The 26,224-nt window shown below is 66.4% G+C and carries 27 protein-coding genes and 2 pseudogenes; 18 read left to right on the top strand and 11 right to left on the bottom strand.

Annotation, left to right across the window (positions count from 1 at the left end; all coding sequences use genetic code 11):
* Positions 1–229: 229 nt before the first annotated feature.
* The 11 genes from AC3A56_RS05450 (at position 230) to AC3A56_RS05400 (ending at position 8,994) form a co-directional block, all read left to right on the top strand.
* Positions 230–610, top strand: a complete 381-nt coding sequence (locus AC3A56_RS05450; RefSeq protein ID WP_056718169.1) for a hypothetical protein — start codon at positions 230–232, stop codon at positions 608–610.
* 465 nt (positions 611–1,075) lie between these two features.
* Complete coding sequence (locus AC3A56_RS05445; protein WP_487769597.1) at positions 1,076–2,251, top strand: hypothetical protein; 1,176 nt, start codon at positions 1,076–1,078, stop codon at positions 2,249–2,251.
* 88 nt (positions 2,252–2,339) lie between these two features.
* Positions 2,340–2,828: a GNAT family N-acetyltransferase gene (locus AC3A56_RS05440; RefSeq protein ID WP_487769596.1), complete on the top strand. Its 489-nt coding sequence runs from the start codon at positions 2,340–2,342 to the stop codon at positions 2,826–2,828.
* 67 nt (positions 2,829–2,895) lie between these two features.
* On the top strand, positions 2,896–4,053 hold the full coding sequence (locus tag AC3A56_RS05435) for a threonine aldolase family protein (RefSeq protein ID WP_487769595.1): 1,158 nt from the start codon (positions 2,896–2,898) through the stop codon (positions 4,051–4,053).
* A gap of 328 nt (positions 4,054–4,381) precedes the next feature.
* Positions 4,382–4,825, top strand: coding sequence for a hypothetical protein (locus AC3A56_RS05430; protein WP_487769594.1), 444 nt, complete (start codon positions 4,382–4,384; stop codon positions 4,823–4,825).
* A gap of 247 nt (positions 4,826–5,072) precedes the next feature.
* Entirely contained in the window at positions 5,073–5,444 is a 372-nt protein-coding gene (locus AC3A56_RS05425; protein WP_157598982.1) for a hypothetical protein, read from the top strand.
* Positions 5,445–5,505: 61 nt separating this feature from the next.
* Positions 5,506–5,889 carry a hypothetical protein gene (locus tag AC3A56_RS05420; RefSeq protein WP_487769593.1) on the top strand — a complete coding sequence of 128 codons (384 nt, stop codon included), beginning with the start codon at positions 5,506–5,508 and terminating at the stop codon, positions 5,887–5,889.
* 144 nt (positions 5,890–6,033) lie between these two features.
* Positions 6,034–6,240, top strand: a complete 207-nt coding sequence (locus tag AC3A56_RS05415) for a DUF2695 domain-containing protein (RefSeq protein WP_487769592.1) — start codon at positions 6,034–6,036, stop codon at positions 6,238–6,240.
* A gap of 147 nt (positions 6,241–6,387) precedes the next feature.
* On the top strand, positions 6,388–6,813 hold the full coding sequence (locus tag AC3A56_RS05410) for a GFA family protein (protein ID WP_487769636.1): 426 nt from the start codon (positions 6,388–6,390) through the stop codon (positions 6,811–6,813).
* Between the two features lie 90 nt (positions 6,814–6,903).
* The gene (locus AC3A56_RS05405) at positions 6,904–7,266 is read left to right on the top strand and encodes a UBP-type zinc finger domain-containing protein (RefSeq protein ID WP_487769591.1); all 363 of its coding nucleotides are present in this window, start codon (positions 6,904–6,906) and stop codon (positions 7,264–7,266) included.
* 105 nt (positions 7,267–7,371) lie between these two features.
* Positions 7,372–8,994, top strand: coding sequence for an FAD-dependent oxidoreductase (locus tag AC3A56_RS05400; protein ID WP_487769590.1), 1,623 nt, complete (start codon positions 7,372–7,374; stop codon positions 8,992–8,994).
* 19 nt (positions 8,995–9,013) lie between these two features.
* Here AC3A56_RS05400 and AC3A56_RS05395 read toward each other — a convergent pair whose 3' ends face one another.
* The 4 genes and pseudogenes from AC3A56_RS05395 to AC3A56_RS05380 all read right to left on the bottom strand — a co-directional run bounded on the left by AC3A56_RS05395 (position 9,014) and on the right by AC3A56_RS05380 (position 12,355).
* Positions 9,014–10,321, bottom strand: coding sequence for a glycoside hydrolase family 2 (locus AC3A56_RS05395; protein WP_487769589.1), 1,308 nt, complete (start codon positions 10,319–10,321; stop codon positions 9,014–9,016).
* A gap of 10 nt (positions 10,322–10,331) precedes the next feature.
* Entirely contained in the window at positions 10,332–10,748 is a 417-nt protein-coding gene (locus AC3A56_RS05390) for a VOC family protein (RefSeq protein ID WP_056766541.1), read from the bottom strand.
* 125 nt (positions 10,749–10,873) lie between these two features.
* Positions 10,874–11,029: pseudogene (locus AC3A56_RS05385) on the bottom strand (HupB); the annotation flags it as partial.
* Between the two features lie 102 nt (positions 11,030–11,131).
* Positions 11,132–12,355 carry a serine hydrolase domain-containing protein gene (locus AC3A56_RS05380; RefSeq protein WP_487769588.1) on the bottom strand — a complete coding sequence of 408 codons (1,224 nt, stop codon included), beginning with the start codon at positions 12,353–12,355 and terminating at the stop codon, positions 11,132–11,134.
* A 98-nt stretch (positions 12,356–12,453) separates the two neighbouring features.
* On the opposite strand from AC3A56_RS05380, the gene ggt reads away from it, so the two are divergent.
* The 3 genes from ggt (at position 12,454) to AC3A56_RS05365 (ending at position 15,936) form a co-directional block, all read left to right on the top strand.
* Positions 12,454–14,268, top strand: a complete 1,815-nt coding sequence (gene ggt, locus AC3A56_RS05375; protein ID WP_487769587.1) for a gamma-glutamyltransferase — start codon at positions 12,454–12,456, stop codon at positions 14,266–14,268.
* Positions 14,269–14,394: 126 nt separating this feature from the next.
* On the top strand, positions 14,395–15,687 hold the full coding sequence (locus AC3A56_RS05370) for a phospholipase D-like domain-containing protein (protein WP_487769586.1): 1,293 nt from the start codon (positions 14,395–14,397) through the stop codon (positions 15,685–15,687).
* Positions 15,688–15,735: 48 nt separating this feature from the next.
* Positions 15,736–15,936 (top strand): hypothetical protein, encoded by a 201-nt coding sequence (locus AC3A56_RS05365; RefSeq protein ID WP_487769585.1) that lies wholly within the window; start codon positions 15,736–15,738, stop codon positions 15,934–15,936.
* 137 nt (positions 15,937–16,073) lie between these two features.
* Here AC3A56_RS05365 and AC3A56_RS05360 read toward each other — a convergent pair whose 3' ends face one another.
* Entirely contained in the window at positions 16,074–16,622 is a 549-nt protein-coding gene (locus tag AC3A56_RS05360; protein WP_056766546.1) for a YggN family protein, read from the bottom strand.
* A gap of 344 nt (positions 16,623–16,966) precedes the next feature.
* On the opposite strand from AC3A56_RS05360, the gene AC3A56_RS05355 reads away from it, so the two are divergent.
* On the top strand, positions 16,967–17,686 hold the full coding sequence (locus tag AC3A56_RS05355; protein WP_487769584.1) for an SGNH/GDSL hydrolase family protein: 720 nt from the start codon (positions 16,967–16,969) through the stop codon (positions 17,684–17,686).
* Between the two features lie 72 nt (positions 17,687–17,758).
* Positions 17,759–18,298, top strand: coding sequence for a DinB family protein (locus AC3A56_RS05350; RefSeq protein WP_487769583.1), 540 nt, complete (start codon positions 17,759–17,761; stop codon positions 18,296–18,298).
* Between the two features lie 39 nt (positions 18,299–18,337).
* Here AC3A56_RS05350 and AC3A56_RS05345 read toward each other — a convergent pair.
* A pseudogene (locus AC3A56_RS05345) lies at positions 18,338–18,678 on the bottom strand (cupin domain-containing protein).
* Between the two features lie 77 nt (positions 18,679–18,755).
* Positions 18,756–20,741, bottom strand: a complete 1,986-nt coding sequence (locus AC3A56_RS05340; RefSeq protein WP_487769635.1) for a catalase — start codon at positions 20,739–20,741, stop codon at positions 18,756–18,758.
* Between the two features lie 292 nt (positions 20,742–21,033).
* Here AC3A56_RS05340 and AC3A56_RS05335 point away from each other — a divergent pair, with 292 nt between their 5' ends.
* On the top strand, positions 21,034–22,023 hold the full coding sequence (locus tag AC3A56_RS05335; RefSeq protein ID WP_487769582.1) for a mechanosensitive ion channel family protein: 990 nt from the start codon (positions 21,034–21,036) through the stop codon (positions 22,021–22,023).
* A 9-nt stretch (positions 22,024–22,032) separates the two neighbouring features.
* Here the strand turns inward: AC3A56_RS05335 and AC3A56_RS05330 are convergent, their stop codons facing one another.
* The 3 genes from AC3A56_RS05330 to AC3A56_RS05320 all read right to left on the bottom strand — a co-directional run bounded on the left by AC3A56_RS05330 (position 22,033) and on the right by AC3A56_RS05320 (position 24,355).
* Entirely contained in the window at positions 22,033–22,377 is a 345-nt protein-coding gene (locus tag AC3A56_RS05330; protein ID WP_235577802.1) for an ArsR/SmtB family transcription factor, read from the bottom strand.
* Positions 22,367–22,858 carry an SRPBCC family protein gene (locus AC3A56_RS05325; protein ID WP_487769581.1) on the bottom strand — a complete coding sequence of 164 codons (492 nt, stop codon included), beginning with the start codon at positions 22,856–22,858 and terminating at the stop codon, positions 22,367–22,369. The genes AC3A56_RS05330 and AC3A56_RS05325 overlap by 11 nt, the downstream gene beginning before the upstream one ends.
* A 102-nt stretch (positions 22,859–22,960) precedes the next feature.
* Complete coding sequence (locus AC3A56_RS05320) at positions 22,961–24,355, bottom strand: Hsp70 family protein (RefSeq protein WP_487769580.1); 1,395 nt, start codon at positions 24,353–24,355, stop codon at positions 22,961–22,963.
* Between the two features lie 170 nt (positions 24,356–24,525).
* Between AC3A56_RS05320 and AC3A56_RS05315 the strand changes: the two genes are divergently transcribed.
* Positions 24,526–25,545 (top strand): hypothetical protein, encoded by a 1,020-nt coding sequence (locus AC3A56_RS05315; protein WP_487769579.1) that lies wholly within the window; start codon positions 24,526–24,528, stop codon positions 25,543–25,545.
* 52 nt (positions 25,546–25,597) lie between these two features.
* Here the strand turns inward: AC3A56_RS05315 and AC3A56_RS05310 are convergent, their stop codons facing one another.
* The gene (locus AC3A56_RS05310) at positions 25,598–26,038 is read right to left on the bottom strand and encodes a CHRD domain-containing protein (RefSeq protein ID WP_487769578.1); all 441 of its coding nucleotides are present in this window, start codon (positions 26,036–26,038) and stop codon (positions 25,598–25,600) included.
* Positions 26,039–26,224: the final 186 nt, after the last annotated feature.

Below are 26,224 nucleotides of genomic sequence, written 5' to 3'. Positions count from 1 at the left end.
GCGCTGTACCTGGCTTATCTGAATTTCCTGGTCCGTCAGTCGAGGCGAGGTCAGTAACGCGATGCAGCCAAAGAGATCAGTGACATTGCCTGACTGGTGACAAAGGTTTTCACTGATGGTCGGGCGTGACTCCGGTGGCGACGATGGGGTTCTGTGAGGGTTCTGGAGGTGGTGAACAACATCTCCGGCGCCTGGTTCTTTCTCTCGCCTGCCTTGTCGGATGACTCCCATGCTGCGCTTTCTGTTGGTCTTTTTCGCGCTGGAAGTGCTTGGCTCTGGCGCCGCAGTATGGCTGTTCAAGGCCGGCAGATTGCCTGTGGCGATGGGGGAATTCTTAAGCCTGCACAAGCTTCTCACGCCCGTCATCGTGGCTCTGGTCGCTCCCTTCGTTGCCTTGGCTTTCGCCGCGTTCTGGCCGGCACTCGGGGCTGCGATCGTCCTGAGTTGGCTCTACCTGTATTTCGCGGTGGCCACTGGATGCGCGCTCATCCCCAAGGGAAGCGATGGTGCGGTGGTCTATTTGGCCACTGCTCTGTGGGGAGCCTTGGCTCCAGTCGTGTCCGCTGCTTCAGTCGTGCTTGTCCACTTGTTGATCTTGATATTCCGCTGAATCCAGTGCCATTCGGAACGGACGCATTTGAACGGGTTCGTTGATCTTGGTCGCTCACATGAGTGGCGGGCAGCATTGTTCATGGCCCTTGTCACGATCAGCGGAACCTCAGGGGAAGGAGGTCAAGTCTCGAGGTGGGGGCCCGATCCTCGGCGAATGCAGGTGCGGGATGGCGAAGGTCAGGTGAGTGGCTGGTATGTGTGCGCTTCTGTACCGCCTGGCTTGGCGCGACCCTGGAACTCCCCTGGCCGTCGGTCGAGTCGCAGAGAGTTGCACAAGAGATGCGGGTTGCCGGCGGCATGCCGTCTCGGCGCCCCGGGGATCGACACGCTCCCGCGGCGTGACTGCGATACCGCCGGGCGAGTAATGTTCTCTGTCTCTGAAAGCTTTGGTCACGGCAGATTGCGCCATCGCGGGCATCGCGCCGCTCGTCTCCACCGGTGATTCCTGTCCTGGAGCAAGTCGATGTCCGAGTTCCTCATCCGCAGCTTTGGCGACCCGCGCAGTTTCACGCCGCAGAATTTTCCGCAGGGGGTGCTGCCGCGCACGTCGGTGGAGAGTTACGTGCCCTGGGCGCTCACGGCCGACCGGCGGGTGGTGTACGCCAAGACCGGCGAGCACACCAGTTGGCGCGGCGGGTCGGCGGGTCTGCGGCCTTACGACAGCCTGGTCAGTCAGGATCGCCGTCGCCTCGCCGAGTCGGCGCTCGGCTTGATGGCGCTGGATCATCCGCAGTTCACGGCCGAAGGGGTCGGGCAGGTCAATCTGGCCATCCAGAAATACCTGGACCACCAGCTGGTGACCAATCGGGCCGCGCTGACGAGGGAGCTGTTCGCCATCGGCCAGTATTTCTACACCGGCGGCGGCAGCGGCTTCGGCCGCATCGATACGGTGGCCAAGACGGCGCTCGGGCCCGATGGCGTGCGCAAGGGCATCTTCAATGCGCTGGCGCGGGGACGGCTGGACCAGAAGATGTCGATCCATGACGCCGTCGGCCGCAAGGTGCTCCCCGCCCTGGGTGGCGAGCAGCTGGCGGCGTACAACCATTGGGGTCCGATCCTGCGTCAGGACTGGTTCGACGATGCCGCCAAGCGTGGCCGCAAGCCGGCCGCGCAGCGCGCGGGCGCCACCAGCGTCGGGGGAATCGTGAGGCCGGAGCAGGCCGGGGCGGTGGGCACCACGGCGATCGCGCGGGGTCGCGGCGTCGACATGTTCCAGCGCGACACCGCGCGCACGCGCCAGCCGGAAGCGGACGCCCATTACGATGACGTCGACGCGCGCAATCTGCTGTTCGGCGCCGGCATCTCGGGCACCACCGGCTCGCTGCTGCAATCGGCCTTCGCCTTCGCCGGCGTGTTTCGCGGGGAACCGCTCAAGCAGTACGTGCTCGCCATCGTGGGCTATCTCGTCGGCGGCGGCATGCACAGCTACCACGAGTCCATGGCGGTGGCGAGCAAGGCGGGCCTGCCCTACAACCCGGGCGCCTACGCATCCAGCCTGCCGCAGGCGTTCCTGGGCTCCATGCAATACGCGGCCTGGCGCACTGACTACTACGACATCGTGGAGCTGGGCGCGACGCACTGGCGCCACAATGCCGGCGCCTTGCCGTCACACTTGAACCGGCAGCTGACGCCGTCCTGAGTGGACGAACCCGCCAAACCGGATGGAGGAACGCGTTTGCCCGATGCAGGCGCGTCGCTTCCCGCGTGAATCCATGTAAGGTCGCCCGATGCTTCGAAACGCCCACCCTGCCGACTTCCCCGCGATCCTCGCCCTCAACGAGGCCTTCGTCGCCGTGCTCAGTCCGCTGGACGCAGGGCGCCTGGCGCAGTTGCATGCGCAGGCGGCCGTGCATCGGGTGGTCGAGCGGGATGGGCGGATCGAGGCTTTCCTGCTCGCCTTCCGCGAGGGCGCGGATTACGACGGCGCCAACTACCGCTGGTTCGCACAGCGCCATGTGCGCTTCCTGTACGTGGACCGCATCGTGGTCGCCGGTGGCGGGCAGGCCGGGGGTATCGGCAGTCGGCTCTATGCCGATGTCCGTGCGCTGGCTTCGGCGGACGCGGTGCCGCTGATAGCCTGCGAATTCGATATCGATCCGCCCAACCCGGCGTCCGCACGTTTTCATGCCAGGCAAGGCTTCCACGAAGTCGGGCAGCGACGGGTCGACGGCGGCAAGGTGGTGTCCATGCAGGTGCTCGACGTAGCTGCCCCGTGAGGTCGTGGATTGCGAGGAGCTGCTTCGTCCGAAACCCGTCGAATCATCGAAACCAGGGGATACGCACATGACGCTGAGCCGACGCACATTTCTTGCCGGGCTACCCGCGGCTGTCGGTGGCTTGGGCTTGATGCAGGCGGCACCCGCGCTGGTTGCCGCAAGTGTTGCGAAGAAGACGCCTGAACCGGTCAGCGCGCGGACGGTGGCGCTGCTGCGTGATGCGGCGCCGCTGAGTCCGCTGGAGGAGGCGCGGCGATTGGCCCATCTGGTCGAACGCTACCCGCTGGCGGAAGACAGATATCTGGAAGGCGGCGCCGTCGGCGAGCTGGAGAAATCCATGGCGGCCCTGCTGGGCAAGCCGGACGCGGCGTTCATGCCCACCGGCACGCTCGCCAACCAGCTGGCGCTGCGCCTGCTGTGCGGCGACAACCGCCACGCGCTCGCCCAGCATGACAGCCATGTCTACCTGGACGAGAGCGATGCCAGTCAGACGCTGAGCGGGATCAATCTGGTGCCGTTGTCAGCGGGCAAGGCGATACCGGATATGGATGAGCTCAAGGCGGCGATCGATGAAGCGGAGAGCAGCCACGCACCATTGAAGGTTGGCGCGATCTCGATCGAGAGTCCGGTGCGACGGCATCACGGGGCCAGCGTTCCGTTCGACCAGCTTGAGGGGATTGCTGCTCTGGCCAGGCAACATCGCATCGGCATGCACTGGGATGGGGCGCGCGCGATGCTGCTCTACGGCACACCTGGCTTTGACCTCAAGCGCACCAGCGCGCTGTTCGACACGGTATACGTGTCGCTCTACAAATACCTGGGTGCGCCGTACGGCGCGATCCTCGCCGGCAGCGGTGAAATGGTGGCCCGGGCGCGTGCACTGCGCCACCTGTTCGGCGGCCAGATCATGTCCGGCTGGCAGGCAGCACTGCCCGTCCTCGATACGCTGCCCGGCTTCGCCGAACGTTTCATCAAGGCACGCGAGCGCGGCGAGCAACTGCTGACGGCGTTGCAGGCCGCCGGTGGTTTCAGGCTGCAGCGGATACCCCACGCCAGCAACATCTGTCAGGTGTATATCGCGCCGGAGCGGCTGGTGGGCTTGGAGCAACGCCTCGCGGCGGCGGATATTCGTGTCCACCTCGAAGACGGCTACATGCCGTTCTTCATCAACGAGAGCATCCTGCGTCGCCCAGTCGACGAGTTGCTGAGGGCGTTCATCGGTTAGGGCGACGAAGTCGCCACAAGCAAATCCGAGGGGGCGGGGCAATCAAATGCGTGATCACGGGCCACATGCCAGGGCGAAGTGCGCGCGAACAGGAAGCGGCGTCGCCGCGATTGAACCGGTGTGGTCACCACCGCCGCTGTGACTGGGCAGGTTGTCGGCTTGTCGACAGGCAGATGGTCGCAGTGTCGTCGTGTGTACGGTCGCCGGTGCCGCCTCTACCATTGCTCATGGCCCAGGCGGTAGTTTCGCCGTGTCAACGGCGGCTGAGGCGGGTTGCTACGCCGCTGTCTGCGCTATGCAGTTCCATTTGGCTCGGGTGTCGGTTGTCATGTTGGTTGTCAACAAAAGAATCCACGTGGCATCCATCGCCAATGCACTATTCGTCATCTCGCTGGTCTTGCCGGCGTCCGTCTGGGATGACTACCCAACAGATCGATTCCTGTTCGGGTTTGAGATCCTGCTGAAAGGTTGGGCTGGCCCGCTGACCGGCGATTTCGCCTGGTATGCCAACCCCATTTTCCTTTATGTTTCCTGCAGCCTCTGGCGACACAAGAATATTCGCGCCCGCCGGTTTTGGGCGGCACTCCTTGTGGTGGCCGCTACTTCAGTGCTTGTTCCTGGACTGCATGCGTACTCCTGGCTCCTGTCTCAGTCACAAGTGGTACTTGTCGGCGCGTACGTGTGGGGCTGCAGCATGCTGCTTGCGGCAATTGCAGCTATTGCCTTGCCCCGGATTCCATCCAGGCCGACGCCGCGTCATGGCGAGGCATGATTTCAGTCGTCAAGCCACATCCATTCCGATGAGGTCGCGGAGCATGATGGTCGCTGTCGTGTGGGGATAGAGGTGACGAAGATAATTGAATCGACGCATTTAACTCCGCCCCGATGTCACCGCGCAGGGCGGGAGTGTATAAAGGTGAATTGGAATGTGTCACGCCTCGGCGTTCTCTGCATTTCAATGCCAAGCCTTTGCCAAGCGGATGTCGAAGAGAATCGCGTGAGCCAACAAGGAGATGGAAATGGCAGTGATCTGGGGCGAGAAGATAGGCGGAAAGCACGGTTCGATGACGGCGGAAGACATTGCCGCGTTCATCACTTCCAAGGTCGGTGGCGGATCGCCCGCCTGGAAGGCAAGTCTTCTGACGGCGGCAGGCAACGTGCTCGGCCACGACGGGCGCGGTAATGGCTCGGTCGTTCGGCACAACGGCAAAAGCATTCGGCATATCACCACGGGCAAGGGCGCCGGCCACGTCACCCTGTTCTTCACGCTCGAGCCTGGCGAGGTCGGCAGCGTGATCGGAGTGGGCTCGCACCACGACGAAAAGGGCGCCTCGTACGATATCGACTGGCATACGCCCGGATGGGTTGTCGGCAAGCGGGTGAATTTGTAGGCCGCGAGATCAGGGTCGCTTTTCCAGATAGTGGGCAGGTTCATCAGGCCGCATGCGGTCAATGAACCTGCCGTTTTTGCGCCGCCTGACGCCGGCTCCAGAATCGAGGTGCGACATGGATGTGATTTACGACCACGAGAGATTCTCGAGATACCAGGATCGTCTGGCCGACCTTCTTGTCGAGACCATACACGGCAGCCTTGTGGAGGCCGGATTGGTTGATCCGCGCCTCTTGAGTCGCGCGACACACATAACGGCGTTCAACGTTGCCGCGCTGATCGACGGTTGCACGAATACGTCCGAAGGGGCCGAGCCATTCACGCCATTTCTTGCATTCAAGGTGCCGGGTACGGAAGCAGCGCTTCACGGCGAAGGTTCCTGGATGCATGAGCGCCTCGATGAGGACGCGATCGATGCAATGTGCGGTTTGCCCGCAACGTCCTGATTCTTGCTCAAGGCGGACGGATACACCGCCGCTCAATTCCAGCCCGGGAAAGCGATAGCAATGCCGTCAAAATCTGAAGTCGAGCGACGCAAGGCACTCCTCCGCGACGTGGCGGGGCGTGAGCAGGCAAGTGCGGAAGCGCGCATGCCCATTTCGAAGGCGCAGCTGGCCCAGCTCTTCGATCACCTGGATGCGGCACTGGTGGATGGCTGCGATCATTCCTTGCGTTTCACCCTGGCCTTCCTGCACACCCGGGAGCTCGCTCCCACCTCGATCATTCCCTGGCTTGGCGAATATGGCGGGTTCTGCGATTGCGAGGTTCTCGCCAACGTGGAAGAGCGTTGGGGCTAGCCACGAGCCTGCCGCCCAGGATGTTCTGATGCGTCTCCCATCATAGGCATCATCGCGACGGCGACATCAAACGTTTCACTCGTGGCCTGATGGCGATTGCCCGTGACATCATTCGCCATCCACAACCCATGTGTTCAAGAGGCTCCCATGAAGGTTCCGTTCTCGGGCGGCTGCGCCTGCGGCAGCATCCGCTACGCGTGTTCCAGCGAGCCGCTGGCCATGCTGAACTGCCATTGCCGCGATTGTCAGCAATCGAGCGGCGCACCGTTTGCCTCGGGCGTGGTGGTGCCGAGGGCGTCCGTCGACATCACGGGCTCGCCGCAGGAATATTCGGTGAGCGTATCCAGTGGTCTCCTGGTCACGCGGAGCTTTTGTGCCCACTGCGGCAGCCCCTTGTTCACCATGGGTGAGGCGAGGCCGGATTTCATGTCCATCCGCTTCAGCAGCCTGGACGACACCAGTGGCTTCCAGCCGGCACTGGACATCTGGACGTCCAGCGCGCCATCTTGGGTTTGCCTGGATGAAGCGCTGCCGCATTTTGCGCAGTCGCCGTCCACGCAGAAGCAGGCGTAGCACGACCGCATTCACCGAACCGTTCTTCCGGACACGACCGCGTCGACTCTGCGACGTTTTCGGGGGGCGACCCGAGCCGAGGAATCCACCATGACGCATGATCCGCACGGCAGTGACGATATCGATCCCGCGGTGGCGCCTTCGGGCACCGGTTGCGTGGAATGTCTGCAGGCTGGCCAGTGGTGGTTTCATCTTCGTCGATGCGCCACGTGCGGACATGTCGGCTGTTGCGACACGTCGCCTAATCAGCATGCGACCGCGCATTTCCGCGAGACGGGCCACCCGATCATCACCAGCTTCGAGCCCGGCGAGGACTGGTTCTACGACTACCGCAGCGGTGCCACCTTCAACGGCCCGACGTTGCGCGCACCGCACATGCACCCGCTGGATCAGCCGGTGCCCGGTCCCGCAGGACAGGTGCCGCGGAACTGGATGGATCTGCTCAACGACTGACGCGAGCCATCGCCGGAGTTCGCCCGGATGGCATGATCCGCCGGACGTGACTTCCCGGAGCCACCCGCGCAGGGTGGCCGACCCGACCACCGCAAGGACAGAACCATGGAATCGATCGGCGCCAACCTGAGCGAGATGCAGCGCACGCCGCTGGCGCCCGCGCACGTGGCCGCATTGCGCGAGGCGGGCAGGCAGGTGAGCTACACGGCCGGCACGTACCTGGCGCGGCCCGGTCAGCTGGCCGATCGCTTCGTCTATGTGCTCGACGGCGAGATCGAGGTGGTCAACGCCTATACCGACGAGCGCCACCTGCCCTCGACGCTGGGGCCGACCCAGTTCATGGGCGAGATATCGTTCCTCAACGGCGGCAACGCCTCGATGGCGATGCGCGCCGTGCGCGATACCTCGGTGATCGAGGTGCCGCGCGCCACGATGCTGACCCTGATGTCGCGGATTCCCGAGATGTCGGATATCATCATCACGGTCTTTGCCGCGCGTCGCCGCCGGCAGATCGAGCAGCGGGACAGCACGCTGGTGCTGATCGGCGAGGAGCGCGACCGCGAGGTCCGCTGCATCGCCGAATTCGCCGACCGCAACCGCATTCCCTACACCTCGCATGCACTGGGCAGCGCCGAGGCGGATGCGCTGGCCGCCACCTGTTCGCTGGCGCCTGGCCGACCCGCGGTGATCTTCGGCCGCGACACGGTCATCGACGATCCCACGCCGGACAAGATCGCGCGCCTGCTCGGCCTCAACCTCGACCTGGTCGACGACGAGGATTTCGACGTGCTGATCGTGGGCGGCGGGCCGGCGGGCGTGGCCGCCGGTGTCTATGCCGGTGCCGAGGGCCTGTGCGCACTGGTGACCGAGGACGTCGCCATCGGCGGCCAGGCCGGCACGTCCAGCCGGATCGAGAACTACATGGGTTTTCCCACCGGCATCTCCGGTGCCGACCTGGTCTGGCGCGGCCAGATCCAGGCGATGAAGTTCGGCACGCGTTTCGCCATGCCCCGCCGCGTGGCCCGGCTCGAAGCGCTGCCCGAGGGCGGCTTCTGCGCCACCTTCGACAACGGCAAGCGGGTCCGGGGCAAGGCGGTGGTGGTGGCGACCGGCGTGCAGTATCGCCGCCTGCCGATTCCGCGGCTGACCGAACTCGAAGGCGCCGGCGTCTATTACGCCGCGACCGATATCGAGGCCCGCTACAGCAAGGGCACCGAGGCGATCATCATCGGCGGTGGCAATTCGGCCGGCCAGGCCGCGATGTTCCTCAGCCGCACGGCGAGCCGGGTGCGCCTGCTGGTGCGCGGCCAGTCACTGGCCGCGTCGATGTCGAGCTACCTGTCGAGCCGGCTCGAGGCCGAGCCCACGATCACCATCGAGTACGGCGCCGAAGTCGGCGCGCTGCATGGCGACGAGCAGCTCGAGGCAGTGACGATCCGCCATGCTGCCAGCGGCGACGAAGAGACGGTGCCGAGCCGGGCGCTGTTCGTGATGGTCGGCGCCGCTCCCAATACCGGCTGGCTGGCAGACCTGGTCAGGCTCGACCAGCATGGCTTCGTGCTCACCGGCGCGGCGGTCGGCGCCAGCTCGCTGTTCGAGACTTCGCGGCCCGGCATCTTTGCCGTGGGCGACGTGCGCAGCGGATCGGTGAAGCGCGTGGCCTCGGCCGTCGGCGAGGGCTCGGTGGTGATCTCCCGGGTCTGGGCCTTCGTCGACGCTGGCGGCTGAACCGACCAGTCGAAACAGGTCACCCGACCGAATCGCTCAGTCCCGGATCCCTGTCCGGGGCGAGAGTGCGCACGATCAGGATGGCCAGGAGCGGGATGGCGATCGCGTAGACGTATTGCGTGCGTGACACACCGATGCCGAACGGAAACCAGATGCCCGGCACGCCGATCGGATCGAGCAGCTCGCCGCCGAACAGCCCGGCCATGATCGAAGCCAGCGTGACCAGCGCCAGGATTCGCATCGGGCCGTGGCGCACCATGCGCGCCGCGATGACGACGAACAGCGCGATCGCCCCGAGCCGAGTGCCGCTGGTCCAGCTCGCCGATTGCGTCATGGCGCCGACCGTCCCGGCCATCGTCAGCACGATGGCCAGCATATCGATGCTTCGCCACGGGCGCAGGCACCAGCGGTTCCAGGCCAGCAACCAGGCGGCGATCGTCGGCACCCACATCACCGATGCCAGCCACGCATAGGTGGTCAGGTCCTGCAGGTCGGTCCATGAAACGATTGCATTGTTGAGGCGCCTGGCTGCGGCAAGCGCCAGCGCAATGCTGGCGAAGATCAGGAAGCCCCTGCGCCGGCTGCGCGACCCGCAGGCCAGCGCCAGGCCGATGAGCGCCAGCATGGCGATCGGTTCGATCACGTCGACGATATAGCCGGCAATGGTTCGCTGCCATTGCACGCGGTGGAGTGCGGCGGCGATCGGCCGCGGTGCAAGGATGGGCGCGCTGTGCATGCCGCCGCCGGTGGCGCTGATCGCGGAAGCGGGAAGCATGTAGGTGCGGACCGCGAGCACGCCGCGAGTGCCCGCCGCATCGGCGGGAAGGGCAAACCGCAGCGGCCGCGTGCCGACGACGCGCGGGTCGGCGCCGAGCTTTCCCGAGCCGCCCAGCCGCTGGCCGTTCCAATACAGTTCGTAGCCGTCCTCGACGAGGGTGGGACCGAGGATGTCCCACGCCGCGCTGCCTGCCGGCACCGTCACCGCGCGTCGATACCAGGCGTAGCCGCGATAGCCGGGATGGCCGTGCGCCATCCAGCCGTCGACGTAATCGGGCAGGCCCACGTCGCCGTCGTGGCTGCCGGGCGGGGCGGTCATGTCGATGACTTCCCACGCCGCATCGTCCGTATCGGGGTCGGCCCAGCGCGGATCGTCGCCGGTATGGAATCGCCAGCCGCCATCGAGCAGGGTCGCCGCTGCGCGCAGCGCCGGCGGATCAGGACGGCCACCGCTGGCCAGATCGGCGATCACCACGATGAGTGCCATCAGCGTCGTCACGATGATGGCGACGATCGGTCTGCGTTGGGTCGCGTCCAACCATGGCGCCATGGAGCGGGACTCAGCCCTGTTCGGCAGCACGCATTGCCGCCGGGTCCATCCACAGCGCCGCCCACATGTGGCCGTCGGGATCGGCGAGATCGCGCGTGTACATGAAGCCCATGTCCTCGGCCGGGTTCACGTCGGCCTTGCCGCCGTGGGCTGCTGCAGCTTCGTTCATCGCGTCCACCGCCTCGCGGCTGTCCAGCGCCAGCGAGAGCATCGAGTTGCAGCTTCCCGCCGGCGGGAACGGCCGATCGGTGAACGTGCGCCACTTGGCGTGGGTGATCACCATCACCTGGATCGCCTCGCTCCACACCATGCAGGCGCCGCTGTCGTCACTGAACTGCAGGTTCTGTTCGAACCCCAGCGCACGGTAGAAGTCGACCGAGGCCTTGAGGTCGGCGATCGGCAGGCTGATGAAGAGCTTCTTTGTCATGGCGGCATTCCCCGGGTGGCACGAAGTGTGGAGACTCTACGCTCGTGGAGCGTCGACTGTACGACGAACGACCCGCGGCCGAATCGACAAGCTCCGCGATGCGGCCAGGCATGCCCGGCGGCTCAGGACTTCTTGCCGCCGCCGTCCTGCTTGTTGACCGTGGCCCACGCGATGCGCTCGGCGGTCTTTTCCGACTTGCCCTCCTTCTTCTCGCTCTGCTTGATGTGCGCGGCTTCGCGTTTCTGCTTGTCGGTGTACGACGACTTGTCGCCCTTGGACATGACGCTGCTCCTTCACGGGATGGAGCAAAGCACGCTAGGCGGCGCCGGGTTAACGCGAGGTGGTCGATCGACGACGATGGCGTCAAGGCGTCGACGGAGGGTTCAGTGCGCGAGCGCCTCCTCCACCGCGCTGAACGCCGACTTCCCGCCGGTGCGCTCGTCCGGCATGCCGGTGGCGAACCACACCACGCCGGTGCCGCTCTTGCGATCGACCCACAGCCCGGCCTGCAGTCCGTAGGCGGAACCGGAGTGGCCGATGCGCGCCACGCCGTCGCCGAACGGGTCGTCACGGCAGCCCTGCACGGGCGTGGCCAGGGTCTGCACGGCCAGGCCGTAGCGACAGAAGAAGCCGGCGTCGGCATCGCCGGTATCTTCTTCGTAGGTCAGGCCGTTGCCGGCACGGTAGCGCCATTGCGGGGTGATCATCGCCTGCACGGAGGCGGGCTTGAGCAGGCGCCGGCCGTCGATGCTGCCGTTGCCCAGCAGCAGGCGGCCGATGCGGGCCAGGCCGTTGGCGGAAATGCGCAGGCCGCCCTGCGGCGAGAACAGCGCGCCGTTGTCGCCGGCCCGCCATTGCGACAGGTCGCAGCTGCCGTCGGCGGCCGGCGTCACCGGGCAATCGGGTTTGCGGCCGTGGTTGTCGTCTTTCACCGGCTTGCCGTCCGCGTCGTACAGCACCACGGCGCGCGCCGCGGTCGCCGCGTCACAGCGATCCCAGTTGAAACAGCCGTGGATGCCCAGCGGCTGCAGCACCAGGCGCTCCATCAGCTGGTCGAAGCGCTCGCCGGTGGCGCGCTCCATGATCTGCGCCACCAGCGGAAAGTTGAGGTTGGTGTAGCGGAAGTACGTGCCCGGCGCATGGCGGGTGTCCCACGCGCGCGGGTCCTCGACGATGTCGCGCAGCTGGCCGCCCAGCGGCGTCTGCCAGTAGCCGGCCGCGTCGGTCAGGCTGGAGTGGTGCGACAGCAGGAGGCGCAGGGTGATCGGCGCCTCCGGAAAAGCCGGATTGCGCAGGCGCCAGCCCAGCAGGTCGGAGGCGTCCGCATCCAGGTCGAGCTTGCCGGCCTCCACCAGCCGCATCACGCCCAGCGTGGTGACCAGCTTGGAGATCGAGGCGATGCGCACGGGATCGTCCGCGCTGAGCTTGCGGCCGGTGGCCTTGTCGGCCAGTCCATGCACCCGCGTGGCGGTGATGCCGTCGCGATCGAACGCCACGCGCACGCTGGCCACGGGTTCGCTGGATGCGGGCCCGCCGGTCACAGGCCTGCCCGCGCGGGCATCGGCGCAGAGAAGAAGCAACAGGCAAACGATCCAGCGCATCGCCATGATTCACTCCAGTCGGGGAACTAGCGAAAGATACTGCGGCTTTTCATGATGCGGGCGGGTGGGGCTATGCTGGATCGATCACTGCCGAGGATGAACCCATGCCCGATACGAACACGCCGCGCATCGATTGCAGCCCAGCCACCGCCGCCGGGGCGTTCCATCATCGCCGCTGGCCACGTCGCGCCCTGCTGGTGGCGATGCTGACGGCGTTCATCGCCCCGGCGCTGGCCCAGCAGGTCAATCCCGACGAGACCGGGCATGAGCCGGACAACACGCGCGAGGCCTTGCAGCACGCGAAGCCGGTGACCGCGAAGCATGCGATGGTGGTCAGCGCCCAGCACCTGGCCACGATGGTGGGCGTGGACATCCTCAAGCGCGGCGGCAATGCGGTGGACGCCGCGGTGGCGGTGGGTTTTGCCGAGGCCGTGGTGCATCCGTGCTGCGGCAACATCGGCGGCGGCGGCTTCATGACCATCCACCTGAAGGATGGTCGCAACCTGTTCCTCAACTTCCGCGAGAAGGCGCCGGCGAAGGCCACGCCCACGATGTTCCAGGATGCCGCAGGCAACGTGGTCGAAGGCCGCAGCACCGACACCTATCTCGGCGTGGGCGTGCCCGGCACGGTGATGGGTTTCGACACCGCGTTGAAGGCCTACGGCACGATGTCGCTGAAGCAGGTCATCGCGCCGGCCATCAAGCTGGCCCGCGAGGGCTACATCCTCCAGCAGGGCGACGTCGACAGCCTGCGTTCCGGCAACGACGGCTTCGCGAAGCATGCCAACGTGGCGGCGATCTTCCTCAACCACGGCAAGCCGTTCAAGGTCGGCGAGCGGCTGGTGCAGAAGGACCTGGCGCATACGCTGGAGCTGATCGCGAACGGCGGCAGCAGGGCGTTCTACGAAGGGCCGATCGCCCGCGCCGTGGTCAAGGGCAGTGACGCCAACGGCGGCATCCTGTCGTTGCGCGACTTCGCCGATTACACCGCGCAGTGGGAAAAGCCGATCCAGTGCGAATACCACGGCTACACCGTGGTGTCGGCGCCACCGCCCAGCTCGGGCGGCACCACGCTGTGCCTGATCCTGCAGATCGTCAAGCCGTACCCGCTGGCCAAGTGGGGCTACGGTTCGGTGAACAGCGTGCACTACCTGGTCGAAGCCGAGCGTCGCGCGTTCGCCGATCGCAACACCTACCTCGGTGATCCGGCCTTCGTGCAGAACCCGATCGACACGCTGCTCTCGGACGCGCACGCGGCCAGGCTTCGCGCGACCATCAAACCGGACAAGGCCACGCCATCGTCCGAGATCACGGGCAGCCTCGGCGCACCCGAAGGCAACCACACCACGCACTATTCGGTGGTCGACAAGGACGGCAACGCCGTCTCCACCACGTACACCGTCAACTTCCTGTTCGGCAACAAGCAGATCGCCGGCGACACCGGTTTCTTCCTCAACGACGAGATGGACGACTTCACCGGCAAGCCGGGCGTGGCCAATGGCGCCGGCCTGGTGCAGGGCGTGATCAACCAGGTGGAACCGGGCAAGCGGCCGTTGAGCTCGATGACGCCGACCATCGTGCTGCGCGACGGCAAGCCGTTCATGCTTACCGGCAGCCCCGGCAGCGCCACCATCATCTCCTCGGTGCTGGGCAGCTTCCTCAACGTGGTCGACTTCGGCATGAACATGCAGCAGGCCGTCAACGCACCGCGCCTGCACCAGCAGTGGTATCCCGACGTGGTCTACGCGGGACAGGGCCTGCTCACGCCCGAATCGCAGCAGACGCTGGAATCGATGGGCTACACGTTCAAGCAGTTCGGCGGCGGTGCGGTCGAGGCGATCCTGCTCAATCCGAAGACCGGCCTGCTGGAAGGCGCCAATGATCCGCGTCGGCCGGCGGGGCTGGCGGCGGGTTATTAGTGGATTCGGCGATGCCTGAAACGATGCCCCGGCCCCGCTCGCGCTGAGCGTGGTCCACGCGCCTGCATCACGCTCCCGTTGCATCCTCGAAGGCAGGCTGGTGCCACTGCCGAATGAGGAGTCACGATGGTTTCAGCGGTGCGATGGCGGCGGCGTCTGCTGTGGCTGGGTCTGGGCGTGCTTGCCGCGTGTCTGGTGGGCATCGTGCTGCTCAACCTGTGGCCGCACACGCGCGGCCTGCAGCAGCGCACAGGCCACGTCAGTGCGGTGGAGAGCGTGCAGTTCCGGCGCGAGCTGGGTGCGCAGCTGGGCACCAGCGTCAGCGCGGGCAATGCGGTGCAGGACTTCCAGAATGGCGCGGAGATCTTCCCCGCGATGCTCGCCTCGATCCACGCGGCCCGGCACAGCATCAATCTGGAAACCTACATCTACTGGTCCGGCAACGTTTCGAAGGAGTTCGTTGCCGCGCTGACGGAACGGGCACGTGCGGGCGTGAAGGTGCGCGTGCTGGCCGACTGGGTCGGCTCCACCCGCATGAAGCAGGAGGTGATCGACGCGCTGCGCGCCGGCGGGGTGCGCTTCGAATACTTCCATCCATTGAGCTGGTACGCGATCGACCGCGTCAACAACCGCACCCACCGCAAGCTGATGGTGGTCGACGGAAAGGTGGCGTTCAACGGCGGCGTCGGCATCGCCGACGCATGGGACGGCGACGGCACCCAGCCCGATCACTGGCGCGACATGCAGTTCCGCGTGGAGGGCCCGGCGGCCGCGCAGATGCAGGCGATCTTCGGCAGCAACTGGCTCGCCACCACCGGCGAGGTCCTGCTTGGTCCGGACTACTACCCCGACATTTCCGCTGGCGGCGACCTCGACGTGCAGGCTTACGCCAGCTCGCCCCAAGGTGGCAGCCAGAACATGCAGCTGATGTACCTGATGGCGATCAACGGCGCGCGGCGCAGCATCGACCTGGAATGCGCCTACTTCGTGCCCGACGAGCTCACCCTGACCGCGCTGCGCGACGCGCTGGCCAGGGGCGTGCGCGTGCGCCTGGTGGTGCCCGGACCCCACGTGGACAGCACGGTGGTGCGCGACGCCTCGCAGGCAAAATGGGGCAGCATGCTGCAGGCCGGCGCGCGGATGTACCGCTACCAGCCGTCGCTGTTCCACAACAAGCTGATGGTGGTGGACGGCTATCTGACCATCGCCGGATCGGCCAACTTCGACAACCGTTCGTTCCAGCTCAACGACGAATCCAACATCGCCATCTACGACCATGCGTTTGCCGCGCACATGATCGACGTGATCGAGCAGGACCTGACCCGCTCGCACGAACTGACCCTGCCGCAGTGGCGCGCACGGCCGTGGCGCCAGCGCGCCACGGATTGGCTGTCCTCGACCATGTCCGCGCAGCTGTAGCATCGATTGCCAGGGCGAGATCGAAACCACGACCCGGAGAACATGCCCATGCCGACGCAACCTGGTCCACGCGATTACGAGAACCTGGCCCGGGTGGCGCAGGGGCAGGCTGCCACCGTGGACAAGGCCGCCGCGGAACGGTTGATCGCGGCGGGTCTGGTCCTGCAGATGGAAACGAGCGAAGTCGCCCCGGCCTCCTTGCAGCTGACCCCCGCGGGCCTGGCGCTGATCCGTTCCAGCGATCAATGAGCCGGCAGCACCCGCCGCGGAAGAGTCGGTGGATCGGGCGCGGCCAGGCGGATGAGACAGGACGCGACAACGAATGCATCGCGGTCGGTCCGCAACTTTTCGCAGCGCCCGCATGCGCCGCCGCCGCCTCGCGCTGGCTAGATGCCGGCCTCGTAGGGCTTTCCGGCCCGGCAATTCTCGACCGCGCGTGCATCGATCTTCGCGTAGGGCCGCAGCGTCACCACCGACTGCACCATGCGGTCCTGGTTCTGCTGCACCTTGTCCAGCAGCTGGCAGAACTGCGGCGAGTGGACCATGGCTTCGGCCTGCCTGCCGACCTTTTCCCCCGCCTCGTCGCCCCGGCCGATCAGCGATGCAAGGAGCACCCGGCTCATGGCGTGATCGGTGATCCGCGCAGTGCCGGACAGGGTCAGGTCAACCAGTTCGATCACGGCGGCGCGGTAGTCGCGGGTCAGCGCGCGTTGCCCGTCGGTCAGCGGCAGCTGATCCGTGCCGACCTTCACCGCGCCGGAAGCGTCGATGTGCGCTTCCGGCAGATTCTTCGCGTTCATGCTGACCGGGTCGCGCTGCAGCGCAGCGCGCTCGGCTTCGATATCCCGGGTGGCCACGCCGGAGCAGCCCGCGACGAGCAGGGCAAGCGCGGCCAGGGCAACGCCCGACGGGTGGAATCTTTTCGGTCGGTTCATCGGTGCATTCCTTCGACTGTCGGCCAGGCGGCTGTCCGCCGTTGATGAGGGAGTGACGCGGTACCAGAAGCGCGTGTCGAAGCATTTACTCTAATCACGGCGTTCAATCGTGCACACCCGACTCTTGGCACACGGGCGGCGCGTCGTGCCTGGTGGCCGTGACGGCACGCTTTTTGGTGGCTTCCCCCGAACGCTTCGGAAGCTTCTGCGATACTGCGCTTCGCATGTGCGTTCGACGACCCTGCAAGCGTCGCCGGGCCGCCTGCTTTCGACATCGTCGCAGGTCATCGGCCTGGTGGAAGAAGATGTGGAAGGCTCAGCTCCTCTGCTCGGGAAACATCGCCATGAAAATCGCGTTCATCGTCTGGCTTGGCGCCTTCGTCTGCTGCGGCTTCCCTGCCGACGCCAGCGCGACGCCTGCCGGCTCGGCCGCGCCTGCGCGACAGACGGTCCGGATCGCGATGTACGGCGACAGCACGATGCTGGGCACGACCCGGAAGAACGGCACGTACACGGTCACGCCCCGCAATGCGGTCAGCCAGCTCGATGCGATGCTGACGGCGGCCGGCTACAAGGTGAAGCTTTCCAATCACGGGGTGAACATGATCATCACCGACGACCTGCTCGATGGCACCCATGGCGTGCCGCGTTCGTGGGTCGCCGAGATGAAGTCGAGCAAGGCCGACATCGTGGTGATCAACACCGGATTGAACGACGCCGCGCTTGCCCGCACCGGATGGGACGACATGGCCCATGTGAAAACACGCTGGACGCAACTGGTGAAGATTGCCATCGCGCACGGAAAGACGGTCTTCGTCGAGACTCCCAACCCCTGCGCCGACGGCACCACCGACGCCATCGTCGCCCGGATCGCGGATACGCAGGCGGCGCTCGTGAGAGAGAATCCGGGTACCCACCTGATCGATCAGTACCACGAAATCCGGCGCGGCATGCCGACCTGGGCAGCCCACCTGCCGGATGGAATACACCCGGACGACACGCTTTACACGTTCAAGGCCGCGGTCGAGGCCCGGGCGCTGATTCCCGTGCTGCCTCCGCTTTAGCCACCCGGTGAATCAACGGATCCGCCCGAACAGCTACCCTCGTCTCCCCGTCCGCTTGTCACGAAGAAAACGATGTCCCTGAAATCCGATTTCGAACTGATGGCCCGCTACAACCAGTGGATGAATGCGCGCCTGTATGCGGCGGCCGCGAACCTGGACGAGGCGGAACTGCGGGCGGATCGGGGCGCCTTCTTCGGCTCGATCCTGGCCACGCTGGCACACATCCTGGCTGCCGACATGCACTGGCTGAAACGCTTCGCCGGGGCGATGCCCGGACTCGCCTCGCTGGACCTCGTGCGCGCCGCGCCGCTGCCGGCGCTGGTCCGTGGCATCACGTTTCCCGACTTCGCCGCGCTGCGCGCCGATCGCGAGGCACTGGACGAGGCCATCATCGCCTTCACCGCCGAAGCCACCGACGAGCTCTACGCGCAGCCGCTGAGCTATGCCAACAGCGCTGGCGAAAGGCACGTCAAGACCGGCGCCCTGGTGCTGCGCCATGTGTTCAACCACCAGACCCATCATCGGGGCCAGGTCACCACCTTGTTCAGCCAGCTCGGCATCGACGTCGGCGTGACCGACCTCTCCGCGCTGATTCCGGAGTGCGCGGCCTGAGCCGGACAGCGTCACGGGACGCGAACAGCCCGCGTGACGTCAGGCCTCGCCCGCCGGCAGCGGATCGCCGTTGTCGGCATAGGCTGCGGGCGAATAGAAATTGACGGTGGACAGCGGCTGGTCTCCGGTAGCGCGGATCTCGTGGGCCTCGCCACGCTCGATCACCAGCAACGTGCCGGCTCGCAGCGAATGCTGCTGGCCCTCTACGATGGCCGCGCCGCTCCCGGAAACCACGTAGAGCCACTGGTCAGCCCGGCATGGCGGTTGCCGGGGCCGCCGGTGCTGCTTCCCGGTGCCAGCACCATCTGTGCGCCCTGCACCTCACGTACGGTGCCCGCCACCTCGAACCCGTCCTGCAGGGTCAGTCTCTTCAACTGCATAACGCACCTCTTCGAAGCATCGCGAAACCCGGACGCCAAGATCCGGCGTCGTGACCGGAACATGGTCGTTCACCGGCTCAGGGAAGCATGCGTACCTTCGGTTCGCGCGCCCATTGCCGGGTTCTGGCCAGGACGACGAAGTCGCGGGCGTTGGCCGCATCCACCACGCCGGCGTCGCGTTTCACGCTACTGGCCTTCAGCAGCAACTGTGCGCCGGCGTCGGCCGCGATGGCCTTCAGGTGCACAAAGGCGTCGCTGACAAAATCCCGCGCTGCGGACTCGGTGGTGAGCTGCCTGGCGGCGGCTTCACTCAACACGATCGCCACGGCGTCGAAAAAGACCGAAGGCGTACCGGCGAGCTGGCCATCGGCAGGCATCTTCCTGCCGTCGGACAGCGTGGCGCCGCCGACTTTCGGAGCCACGATCCTGACCGCCGCGCCGGCGGCAATGACGGCCTTGCGCAAGGCCTTGACGGTGGCAGCGTCGGAGCCGTCGTGGATCAGGATGCCGACCAGCCGCCCCTTCAGGGTGTCCTTCATCTTGCCGATGGTTTGCAGCGCCGGCGACAGGGGGAGGTCGACCGGCGCCACCCTGGCCGGCGGGGCGGGCGGCATCGGCGACAGCGCCAAGCCCGCGGCGACGCGGGCAGCGAGGTCTTCGTCGACGTGACGCAGGTGGCCGACCACGGCGGCCCGCACGTGCGGGGTCTCCACTCGGGACAGTTCGAACACGAAGGCACTGGCGACATGCGCCTGCTCGGGCTGGCTCTGCGAGCGATAGAAGCGCCGCGCCTGGCTGTAGTGGTCGGCAAACGACTCGGCGCGGATGCGCCCCTTGCGGCCAGGCTCGGTCGGTTCGGCCGCGTGCGGAAACCCTCGGGGTGTTTCGCGGGGGCTGCTGTCGGAGAGCGAATTGGGTTCGTAGCTCACGCGGCCGGGCGGCGACTGCATCTGCATCTGCGCATCGCGCTGCAGGTTGGCGAACGGGCACTTCGGCGCGTTGATCGGCAGCTGATGGAAGTTGGGCGTGCCCAGCCGCGACAGTTGCGTGTCAAGGTAGGAGAACAGCCGGCCCTGCAGCAGCGGGTCATCGGAGAAATCGATGCCGGGCACCAGGTGCGATGGACAGAACGCTACCTGCTCGGTCTCGGCGAAGAAGTTGTCCGGCCAGCGATCCAGCACCATGCGGCCGATGACGGTCAGCGGCACCAGTTCTTCCGGAATCAGCTTGGTGGCATCGAGATGGTCGAACGGGAAGGTGTCGGCCTGCTCCTGGGTGAACAGCTGCACCGCCAGTTCCCACTCGGGGAAGTCGCCGCGCTGGATGGCCTCGAACAGGTCGCGCCGGTGGTAGTCCGGATCGGCGCCGGTGATCTTGACGGTTTCGTCCCACACCGTGGACTGCACGCCCAGCTTCGGCCGCCAGTGGAACTTCACGAAGCTGCTGCTGCCGTCGGCGGCCAGCAGGCGGAAGCTGTGGATCATGAAACCCTCGATCATGCGCAACGAGCGCGGGATGCCGCGATCGGACATCAGCCACGTCACGGCGTGCAACGTTTCGGGCGTCAGCGAGACGAAATCCCAGAAGGTGTCATGCGCGCTGGCCGCCTGCGGATAGCCGCGATCCGGCTCCATCTTCAGCGCGTGTACCAGGTCCGGAAACTTCATCGCGTCCTGGATGAAGAACGGCGCGAAATTGATCCCGACCAGATCCCAGTTGCCCTCGCTGGTGTAGATTTTCGTCGCGATGCCACGCGCGTCGCGTGGCGTGTCGATCGAGCCGGCGCCGCCGGCCACGGTGGAGAAGCGGGTAAACAGCGGCGTCTTTCTGCCCATTTCGGTGAGGATCTTCGCAGTGGTGTACCTGCCCAGCGACCGGGTCAGTTCGAAGTAGCCATGCGCCGCCGAGCCGCGCGCGTGCACGATGCGTTCGGGGATGCGTTCGTGATCGAAGTGGGTGATCTTCTCGCGCAGGATGAAGTCTTCCAGCAGGGTCGGACCACGCGGTGAAGGGCGCAGCGAGTTCTGGTCGTCGCTGACCGGCACGCCCTGGTTGGTGGTCATGGGCGGATGCGCAGCGCCGGCAAGCTGGTGCAATTCGTCGGCGTTGCCACGCGCTTCGCTGGCGATGGTCGCGGACGCCGGGATGCGTGAGCGCGAGGCGGGTTTTGCCCTGGTGGCCATGGCGTACTCCGGTGCGGGGAAGGCCCCAGCCTGTGCCGGACGCAGTGAAGTGGTGGTGAGGCAGTCGGCCTCGCTCTCGCTGCCGCAGGTTGCCGCGGCGCCGTGCGACACGCTCGTCGACGCCGCGCATACGCATGCAGTGGCAGCGTGTGGCGGAGATCGGAAGGTACGCATGGGCAACGACGCCAGTAAGAAATACGCGGCCGCAAGTCGCGGCCATGCGCTGTGGCTGGGCGCGTACGCGATCCTCCTGCTGGTGCTGGCGGCGATCTACTACGTGCTTCGGCTCGACCTGGTGCCACTGGCGCCGCGCTATCTTCCTCCGCTGCGCCGGATCGTGGTCGGCTTGATGGCGATCGTGCTGATCCTGGCGGTGGCGCGACTGATCCGCGCCAGGGCGATCGACCGGATCGAGAATGCGGTGACCCGCTACAACCTGCAGCGGATCGCGGGACTGGTAGTGTTCGTGCTGATCGCGCTGATCGTCGTTTCGATGCTGTTCGCGAATTGGTACGCGGCGGTGGCGTCACTGGGGCTGATATCGCTGGTGCTGGGTTTTGCACTGCAGACGCCGATCACCAGCTTCATCGGCTGGATCTACATCCTGGCGCGTCGGCCGTATCGGGTGGGCGATCGCATCAGCATCGGCGAAGCCACCGGCGACGTGATCGAGGTGACCTATCTGGACACCACGCTGTGGGAGGTGGGTGGGCCGTACGTGTCCAGCAGCCACCCCAGCGGACGGCTGGTCAAGTTTCCCAATGCCAACGTGCTGACCAGCGCCGTCTACAACTTTTCGTGGAAAATGTTTCCCTACATCTGGGACGAGATATCGTTTCAGATCGCCTACGACAGCGACCTCGCCTTTGTCAGCGAGGTGATGCAGCAGGCGGCCGAAAGGGAACTGGGCGAGGCGATGATCCGGCGCGTGCGCACGTATCGCGACATCCTGGCCAGGACGCCGGTAGACGAGGTGGAGGTGAAGGAGCGGCCCACGGTGCTGTTCAGGGTCAATGCCAATACCTGGATCGACGCCCGGGTGCGCTACGTGGTGGATCCGAAACACGCCGGCAGCGTCAAGTCGCGCCTGCTGCTGGTGATGTTGCAGCAACTCAATACCCAGCCGGACCGCGTGCGCTTTCCCAGGGGCGACAACCGCTGAGCCGAGTCTTCAGTGCTCCACGAAGCGCTGCAGCCGCGACAGCGCGCCGGCCCATTCGGCGTTGATCGCGTCCAGCGCCTTGCGCGCCTCGTCCAGCCGCGACGGTTCGAACGCCCACAGGCGCTCGCGACCGCGCCACAGGTCGTGGACCAGGCCGGCCTCGGCCAGCACGGTCAGGTGCCTGGTGACGGCCTGGCGGGTGATGGTGGTGCCGACGGTGAGCTGGGCGATCGACATCGCGCTGCCGGCGCACAGCGTCGCAACCAGGCGCAGCCGCGTGGCATCGCCCAGCGCGGCGAAGATCGGCGCGCTCCTGGCCAGCGCCGCGGCTCGGCGGGCGCGGTCAGTGCGCATCGACATAGCGGGCGATGTTGCTCATCTGCATGGTCCAGCCACCCTCGTTTGCGCGCAGCGCGTCGGCGCGTCGTGCCGCCGGCAATCGGTCGAAACCCGACTCGGTGAGTCGCAGCGAGGTGCCGTGCTCGACGACTTCAAGCTCGAAGGTGACCAGCGTGGTCGGCTCCTGCTCGTAGTCGGTGTCGTGGTCAACGGCGTAGGGATGCCAGCGCCAGGCGAACGCCCGCATCGGCTCGATGCGCTCGATCAGGAGCCTGAATGGCGTGCCGGCGTAGGGTTCCTGCAGCCTGGCCACCTCGGGGTCGACCTGGGTCGGCAGGATCCTGCCGGTCACCGGCTGGCCCGCCACGAACGGCCCGTCGAAGGCCATGCCGAACCAGGCGCCGAGCGCGCCCGGGTCGACCAGCGCGTGCCACACGCGTTCCAGCGGTGCGTGCAGCAGGATCTGTTGCTCGATGCGATCGGTCGATGTGTTCATGGAACTGCCTCGATATCATGCAACACGGTAGTTGCATGATGATCCGCCGCTTTCACACATGCAACAACCAGGTTGCATGTTGGCAGGCCCGGATCGGCGCGGCTACCCGCCGAACTCGCTGGCCGCCACGGCCAGACCCGAGACCACGCCCAGCGACGGGTCGCCATGTACCAGCGGAATCTCCGGGAAGCAGGCCTGCACGCGGGTGCTGATCTGCGGCGAGCGCGAGGTGCCGCCGGTGAGGAAGATGCTGGCGGGCAGTTCGGTCAGGTCGCCACGCACGCGTTCCAGCGTGCGTTCGAGCTGGCCCAGGAAGGGTTCGATGGCTGCGTCGAAATCCTCCCGGCCGGCATCGACCGCAAGACCGGGTTCGACGAAGTCCAGCTCGACACGATGGCCGGGCGTCCTGCTCAGGACGATCTTGGTGCGTTCGGCCAGCTGGTTGAGGCGCGTGGTGGCGCCGAGCTCCTGCAGGGCGCGCAGGCGCGCGCCGTAAGGCTCGTCCACCAGGCGATAGTCCTGCCGGCGGAACTCGCGCTGCTTGGGCAGGTTGTGCACGCTGGCCGCCTCGACGAACTGGTGCTGCGGGATGCGCACGCTGTCCTTGCCCAGCAGCGGCATGAAGCTGTGCAGGCTAAGGCTCACGTCGAGGTCGGTGCCGCCCTTGGGCAGGCCCCAGCTGCGCGCGATGCGCGGCGTCGCGCCGCCGCCGAGTTCGGCATGCGCCACGTCGGTGGTGCCGCCGCCGATGTCGACGATCAGTGCGTGCTGTCGCGCGTCGAGGCTCCGGTGATAGTGCATGGCTGCCGCGGCAGGCTCTTCCAGGAAGCTCACCTCGTCGAAGCCGGCCACGCCGGCCGCTTCGCGCAGGATCTCGATCGCCTGCTGCGAACCTTGCGCACCCATCGAACTGCGGAACTCCACCGGACGGCCGATCACCGCGCCGCGCACCGGCACGCCGAACTGGCGGCTGGCGCATAGCCTGATGTGTTCGAGGATGTGCGTGGCGATGTGCACGATCACCTTGCGCACCTGCGGGTCCAGTCGATAGCCGAACATCGACTTGGGCGACTCGATCAGGTTGCCGCCGCCGCTGTCCAGGTAGCCTTCCACCGCCTCTTCGCCGAACAGCGCGTGCTGGAAGCTGGCGACCGAGGCGGTGGCCTCGCGGGTCTGCTGCTCCATCCACTGCCGGCGCACCACGCGCAAGGCCTCGCGCTGCAGGTCGCCTTCGCCGCGCACCACCGGGGTCTGCCCGCGCGCGGCGGCAGCCGACGCCATCTCGCGCTGGCGGGTGCGCGCCAGGCGCAGCTCCACTTCCAGCTGCGCCTGCAGTTCGGGCGTCAGCTGGAAGTCCGCCGGGTCGGGCACCAGCTCGGGGAAATACACCGCGGTGCGGAACTGCTCGGTGTCGCCGAAGCGCACCAGCTGCAGTTCGCCGGCGATGATGGCGCCGGCCGCCGAATAGCTGGTGCCGAAGTCGATACCGATAAGCATGGAAGTCACGGGATGTCTGATCGCAACCGCGCAGTATGAGGCCGGCCGGTCGAAACCCAAACAGCGAACGTTGCGTGGACGGGGTCACGGCTTCCCGCCTTCCCGCTTGCCGGTGGGTGCTGCGCCTCGCCACAATGGCCGTCTCGCCATGGAGCGGTGCAGGTCACGCGATGTTGCAGCTGGTCAATCTTTTTCTGGTGATTTTCGGCGTGATCGCCGTGGGCAGCGGCCTTGTCTTGTGGCGCAGCCAGCCGACGTTGGCGCTGTTGCTGCTGGTGTTCGGTCTTGCGCTGATCGCCCTGGCGTATTTCAGTGACCGTGGACGCGAGCGGCGCGCGGAGCAGCGCAAGCGCGCCGCGATCCAGCAGCGCATCGACGAGTTCGCGCGCAGGCCGGCCGGTTCGTCGCAGACGCTGCAGGTGCATGGCGGACTCCGCTACGTCCTCGCCGGCTTGTTGCTGGCCCTGCTCGGCGTGGCGGTCGTGATCATGGCGTCGGCCGACGTCAGGCACGACGTGATCCCGCTGATGCTCGGCGTGTTGCTGGTGCCCATGGGCCTGCTGCTCCTGCTGCGTGCCCTGGCGGGCGTGGGACAGCCGGCGCTGGAACTGGACGGCGTCGGCTTTGCCACCCCGCTGACCGGGCGCATTCCCTGGCGCGAAGTGTCCGGCATCTGCCTGCGCACGGTGACGCAGCGCAACGGCAGTGAAAGCTTCTTCCTGATGTTTCGCGTGCAGCGGTTCGCGCGCGTGGCGCCGCGCATCCACTGGAGCGACCGTCTGCTCGCGGTGTTCCATCTCGGAGCCCTGGCCAGGGGTGTGGTCAACGTGAGCCTGCCGTCGAAAAAAGACCCGCCGGCGGCGGTGTACGCACTGGCCCGGCAGTTGTGGAAGCAGTCGACGGGCAACGACTACGAATGGAGCCCGTTGCAGTCGGACGCCTACAACGAGGCGATGAAGCGGGCCGGTGCCCTTGCCGCACGCCTGGACGAGCCGGGTGCGATGGAGGCCACGCTGGCCCATCCGGAGCAGATGGAACAGGCGATGGCGCAGATGAGTGCCGACATGGCCCTGATCGCCGCCGAGCACAGGCGCCAGGCGAAGAAGCAGCGCTGGATGCTGGCGCTGTTCCTGCCGCTGATCGTGTTGCTGATGGCGTGGCCGTGGATCATGCGCCTGTGGGCGCGCTAGGCCAGGCCAGCTGATTGCCGGGTCTCGCCCCGGCAATCACGGGTCCTGATGCCTACATCCCCGGCGACGGACTGACCGTCATCTGCGCGCGCGCCTCGCCTTTCGGGTGTGCCTTGGTGTGCAGGTTCACGTAGGTCAGTCCGTTGAGCAGGGCGGACTGGGTCGCGGCATCGATGGTCACGCTGTTGCTCATGCCGCTCTGGTACGGGCCGGGAATCAGCTTCATCACGCCCGCGGCCACGTCCGGACCGGCCGGACCGTGGAAGTGCGCGATGGTGACCGGTCCACTCAGACCCTGGTAGTCGATCGTGTACTTGAGCTGGTGGGTCACCGTGTCCAGGGTGGCACTGACGTGCCCGCTGGGCTGGTTGGTGGCACCGTTCTCGCCGGCGAAATCGCCGCTGAGCGAGACGTCCTTCGCGGCGGCGGCGGTGGAGAACGCCAGCAGTGCGGCGGCGGCCAATGGCAGGATCTTGCGCAGTGTCTGATGCATGATCGGTTCCTCCGGTAGTCGATGGTACGGACTGTGCCCGGCAAGGCCGCCGGGCGGCTTGAGGCGATGTCTTCCATGGCGGTCGAAGCGCCGCCCACTGTGGTCCGCGGCGTGTGTACGTGGCGACAACGGATGGGCGACCGGGCCGGGTCGGTCGTGCGCAAGCCACGCTGTACAGGCGAACGA

The sequence above is a fragment of the Rhodanobacter sp. Soil_C_14 genome, assembly GCF_057657335.1.
Note: the sequence above shows the minus strand (reverse complement) of the source record. Positions and strands in the feature narration are given on the sequence as shown.